The following is a 4447-nucleotide window of genomic DNA, read 5'->3' as shown; positions in this document are numbered from 1 at the left end:
GCGAGTACCGCACTTGCTGTCTTCCCATCGCTCCATCCTCTCAAGCTTTGGAGCCTCCGAGAAACCCGGGGCGGTTCACCCTGAACGATGTCTCGTGCCTCGCGGCCAATCAGGTCAATGAGTTGCGCAGCGAATTCCAACGGGAGGAGCGTGAGATAGACGTGCTGATTGCCTCGGCCATTGCCATCAAGTGGTGCGTACCGTGTCGGCATCACCGGCCGTAGGTGCTCGATGTGAGCAGCCGGTCGAATTGATGTTTGAAGTTCATGGAAACGAACATCAACGCGCCAGCCGATGTTGTTCCAGTAGGCGCCGGTGGTTCCGAATTCGGATGGTTTGGGTGCTTCGTAGGCGTAGTTGCCCGCGATCCCGATTGCCGGTATCCGTGTGTCGGCGAATGAGAAGATGACGTCGCCGGGGGCGACTTCCCGCATCATGTCGTAGAACGCGTTGCGGTGATTGTTTGCCTTCCGCTTGGGCGACCACAGGTAGCCGCCCGGCACTTCATGCCGGTAGGTCTGATTCTGGTTGACCCACCAGTAGCGCAATTGCGACAACTCCGCCTGATTGTTTTGTTGATGCTACGCCACAGGGGAGCTTCATGTCGGCTACCAAGCTAGTGCAGGTTTTCTGTCTGATCGACATCGCCGTCACCGGCTGGCTCGCCTTGCCGGGTCTCAGCCAATACCTGTTCACGCTCGTCTACTGGCTGGGCACCCAACTCGGTTTTGCCACGGTCGCCCCCGACTTCGCGCCGGTGCACTGGCTGATGATCAACTTGGCTGGTGGATTGGGTGTGCTGTGGAACACGGCCCGGTTGCTGGACCCGAGCTGGCGGCTGCATCGGGTGGATGCCTGGGCGCGGCTTTGGGTGGGTGGCTTGATTGCGGCGTATGTCGTGGGCGGTGGGGTCACGCCGGTGCTGCTGGCGTTCGTGGCGACGGAGGTTTTGGGGAGCGCGTGTTTCTTTGCGTCGCGGCGTCGCGTCTGAATTGGAAGCAGTGACGTTTGTTGACGATGGGTAGATGCGTCCGGAACGTTGAGATCTCCTCGAACGCGGAGGACGCATGAGCCACGATCATCCCCTCGGTATTTCGGAGCTGGCGGCCCAGCATCTATGGGACTGGCTGACCGAGCGCGAGCGGTTTTCGATGCGGGAGTTGTACGAGCAGATCGACAGTGCTCGCGTACCGGAGCGCATCCGCCGCAATGTCGCGTACACGCTGATCTATCGGGCGAAGAAGGCGGGGTTGTTCGTGGAGTCCGGTAGTGGGGAGGGTGGGGAGCAGGTGTTCGCTCGGCCGGCATCCTGAACCGGCGTGCGAGGCGCAGCAGGCTGCAATGGTTGTGATGCCCCGCGGAGGTGTTCTTCGCCGCTCTCCATGTGCGGGCGGATTGTTCTTCAGCCCCTGTTCTTCTGGGTTTGGTTCTCGTATTTTCTATTTTTAAGGAGATATATGGGGACTAGTCGTATATACCCTCCATAAAATCAATAAATATTCCAACAATCGACGCATATTTATGTGTTTCTTCGAGCATGAGGGCTAATAATCCCAGGCAGATTGATTAGGGAATTACTTACCTTTTCCGAAGTAAATTTTACTATTCATGATGGGCCGAAGGTTCGGCTAGAGTTGAGCTCTATATCACCAGATAGGTGATGGGTGGGCAGGATGGGGCGGACCGGCCTCATGCCTGTTCCGGTCCCGTCCGGTCGTTCGTCTCCCCAAGGTTCTCGACCCGCTCCGTCCCGACGCTGGTGGACTGGTTCACGCTTGTACTCGGATAACACATGAAAGCTTTGCTTGACCGTCTGCAGTTCACCTCGGTGTTGGTCTGCGCCACGCTGATTTCCCTCGTGCTCACCGGCTGTTCCGATGACAAGGATCCGGTGCCGGGTGTGGCGCCCGCGGTGACGTTCTCGACGCCGGTCAGGGAAGTCGAATCGGGCGCGATCATCACGCTGGTCTGGGAAGCCCCGACTGCGCGCGCCTGCATCGGCAGCGGCGATGAGTTCAACAGTGGCTGGAACGGGCCGCTGCCGGCGACGGGCCATGGCCAGATTGTCGTGCCGACGACACCGGGTACCTACACGTATGTCCTCACCTGCGAGAACGGCGGGGAGGAAACCTCCGAGAGCGTGACCATCGAGGTGGCGGCCGCGGGGCCCCTGGTGACGCTGGCGCCGGCCCAGCAGACGGTGCGGTCCGGCGAGACGGGCACGCCGCTGGTGTGGTCCGCGCCCGGCGCCGACTCCTGCATCGCCCTGGGTGACGATCCGCAATGGACAGGCCAGCAGCTGGCGACGTCCGGCAGTTTCACCTTCGATCTGGACACCGCGGGCATCTATACCTACTCGCTTAGCTGTGATGACGAGTACGGCGGCATCGGCACCGCGACGGCCGTAGTCGTCGTGACGTCCGCGGGGCCGGAGCTGACCCTGTCGACGGATCCGTCGCAGATTTCCGTGGGCCAGACCGCGACGCTGAGCTGGACGACCAGCGAGGACACCGTCTCCTGCATCGCGACCGGTGACGACGCGGCGTGGACCCAGACAACGCCGTCCGCGCAAGGCGGCACGTTCACGATCAGTGGCCTGGATGCGGGTGGCTACGTCTACACGCTGGAGTGTGAAGACTCCGCCGGTGTGAGCGGCAGCGTTTCAGCGGTGCTGTCCGTGGGCAGCGTTCCGGCACCGGTGTTCCAGTACTTCACCGTCAATGGCACCGACCCCGCCGAATTGGCGTGGAGCGTCACCGGTGCATCCTCATGTCTGGCGTTCAGCGACAACGTCCCGGCCTGGGACGGCGCCAGGGACACGGAAGGCACGGAGTCCGTCGACCTGAGCGAGGTCGTGCTGGAGGAAGGCGATAGCTACAACTTCACGCTGATCTGCAACGGCCAGGGTGGACAGGCCTGGGGCGCCGTCTCCATCGTTGATGGCGGTGACGCCGCGCCAACGGCCTTCATGTCGATCTCGCCTTCTCGTGTGGCGGCGGGCGCCAGTTTCGATCTGGCCTGGTCGTCGACCAATGCGACGAGCTGCACGGCCGGCAATGATGCCGAGGACTCGGCCTGGGTGGATGCGCAGGACTTGTCCGGCAACGTCTCGCTGCTGGCCTCCGAGACCGCAGCGCTGTACACCTATTCGCTGACCTGCGCGGACGAGGCGGGCAATACCGTTTCAACCGATGCCGTGCTGACCGTGGGCGGTGCGCTGCCAAGCGCGACGATGACCATCAACGGAGCGGAGTCCGCGTCGGTGTTGGCTGGCGATGCGCTGACCATCGCATGGACATCCGAGAACACCGTCTACTGCCAGGCGCAGGGCGGCATTCCCGGCCGTGCCTGGGCCGGTGAGCAACCGCTCGACAGTGACGGCGTGGTCATCGAGACGTCCGGTGCGGGCGGGCACTACGATTTCACCATGCAGTGCGGCATTCCCGGTGGCTCCAGCGTGATCGCGACAGTGGCCGCGGACGTGACCGGCGACGAGGACCAGTGCGGAGTGGGTACGTCGTCCATTCTGCTGACCGGTTCCGACGTGGATGTGCCCTGGGCGCGCGTCGTGGAGATGGACGTCCGCATCGGGGGCGATCTCACTGACGGTCCGATCGGCATCATCACCCAGGGCGATGGCAGCGAGATCATCGACGCCGATCTGGAGACCTACACCCAGCTGTTGATTCCGATTGACCTGCTTGGCATCGGAACCATCGTGGTTGATGTCTACTCGGTGGCGACCGACACGCAAGGCAACATCGAACCGCTGCCGCTCGACCCGGGTCAGCGGGGTGGATTCATCCTCTCCAACCCCAACGAGATTCTGTCGCTGTCGCTGCTTGGCCTGGACAGCATGGCGCCGATCACGGGTTTTGACGAGAACGGCGTGCCGGTCGTCGGTGACCAGGACTACACCAACTCGGATGGGTTGTTGCTGACGGCGCTGGCCCTGGTGAACGAGCCGGGCGCCCACTTCGTCTCCTTCGAGTTTGACGACGAGACGACGCAGTCGGGCATCTATGGCGTCAGCTACAAGATGAAGGGCGGCCTGCTGGCGATCGCCAAGCTGCTGAACGTTTACGGGGCTTGCGTCACGACCGGCGACTAGCCCGTTCGGCACTAGGCCGATCTTGTACGACCGAGAAGCCCGGCCATGGCCGGGCTTCTTTCTGATCGTCGGCGGGGAGGACGGAGCAGGTGTTCAGCCGCCCAATGTCTGAGTCGACTTGCTAGGTGCACCCCGGCGGCACACACTGCAACGGTTGTGAGTGCCCCCCGCGGGGTGTTCTACGCCAGCCTCGCGCCATTGGCAGATTGTCGGGCTTTCCTGGTGAGCGGTTCGCTCAACGCATTCCCGATCCTGCCCCTGGTTCCGCCATGACGGCTTGCACCACCCTGCCTGTGACGATCGCGAGTGTTCGGGCGACCGCCGCCGAGTTCGGCG

The 4447-nt window shown here is 62.7% G+C and carries 3 protein-coding genes and 1 pseudogene; 3 read left to right on the top strand and 1 reads right to left on the bottom strand.

Annotated features, from left to right (window positions below; genetic code table 11):
* A pseudogene (locus tag ABNS06_RS01200) lies at nucleotides 1-548 on the bottom strand (hypothetical protein); the annotation flags it as partial.
* 53 nt (nucleotides 549-601) lie between these two features.
* Between ABNS06_RS01200 and ABNS06_RS01195 the strand changes: the two are divergent.
* The 3 genes from ABNS06_RS01195 to ABNS06_RS01185 all read left to right on the top strand — a co-directional run bounded on the left by ABNS06_RS01195 (nucleotide 602) and on the right by ABNS06_RS01185 (nucleotide 4111).
* Entirely contained in the window at nucleotides 602-991 is a 390-nt protein-coding gene (locus ABNS06_RS01195; RefSeq protein ID WP_348672125.1) for a hypothetical protein, read from the top strand.
* Nucleotides 992-1067: 76 nt separating this feature from the next.
* Nucleotides 1068-1313, top strand: coding sequence for a hypothetical protein (locus ABNS06_RS01190; protein WP_348672123.1), 246 nt, complete (start codon nucleotides 1068-1070; stop codon nucleotides 1311-1313).
* A gap of 479 nt (nucleotides 1314-1792) precedes the next feature.
* Nucleotides 1793-4111, top strand: a complete 2319-nt coding sequence (locus tag ABNS06_RS01185) for a hypothetical protein (protein WP_348672121.1) — start codon at nucleotides 1793-1795, stop codon at nucleotides 4109-4111.
* Nucleotides 4112-4447 lie beyond the last annotated feature (336 nt).

This window comes from uncultured Abyssibacter sp. (assembly GCF_964000955.1).
Classification (GTDB): Bacteria; Pseudomonadota; Gammaproteobacteria; order Nevskiales; family OUC007; genus Abyssibacter.
The sequence above is the reverse complement of the archived record's forward strand: the minus strand, read 5'-3'. Positions and strand labels throughout refer to the sequence as shown.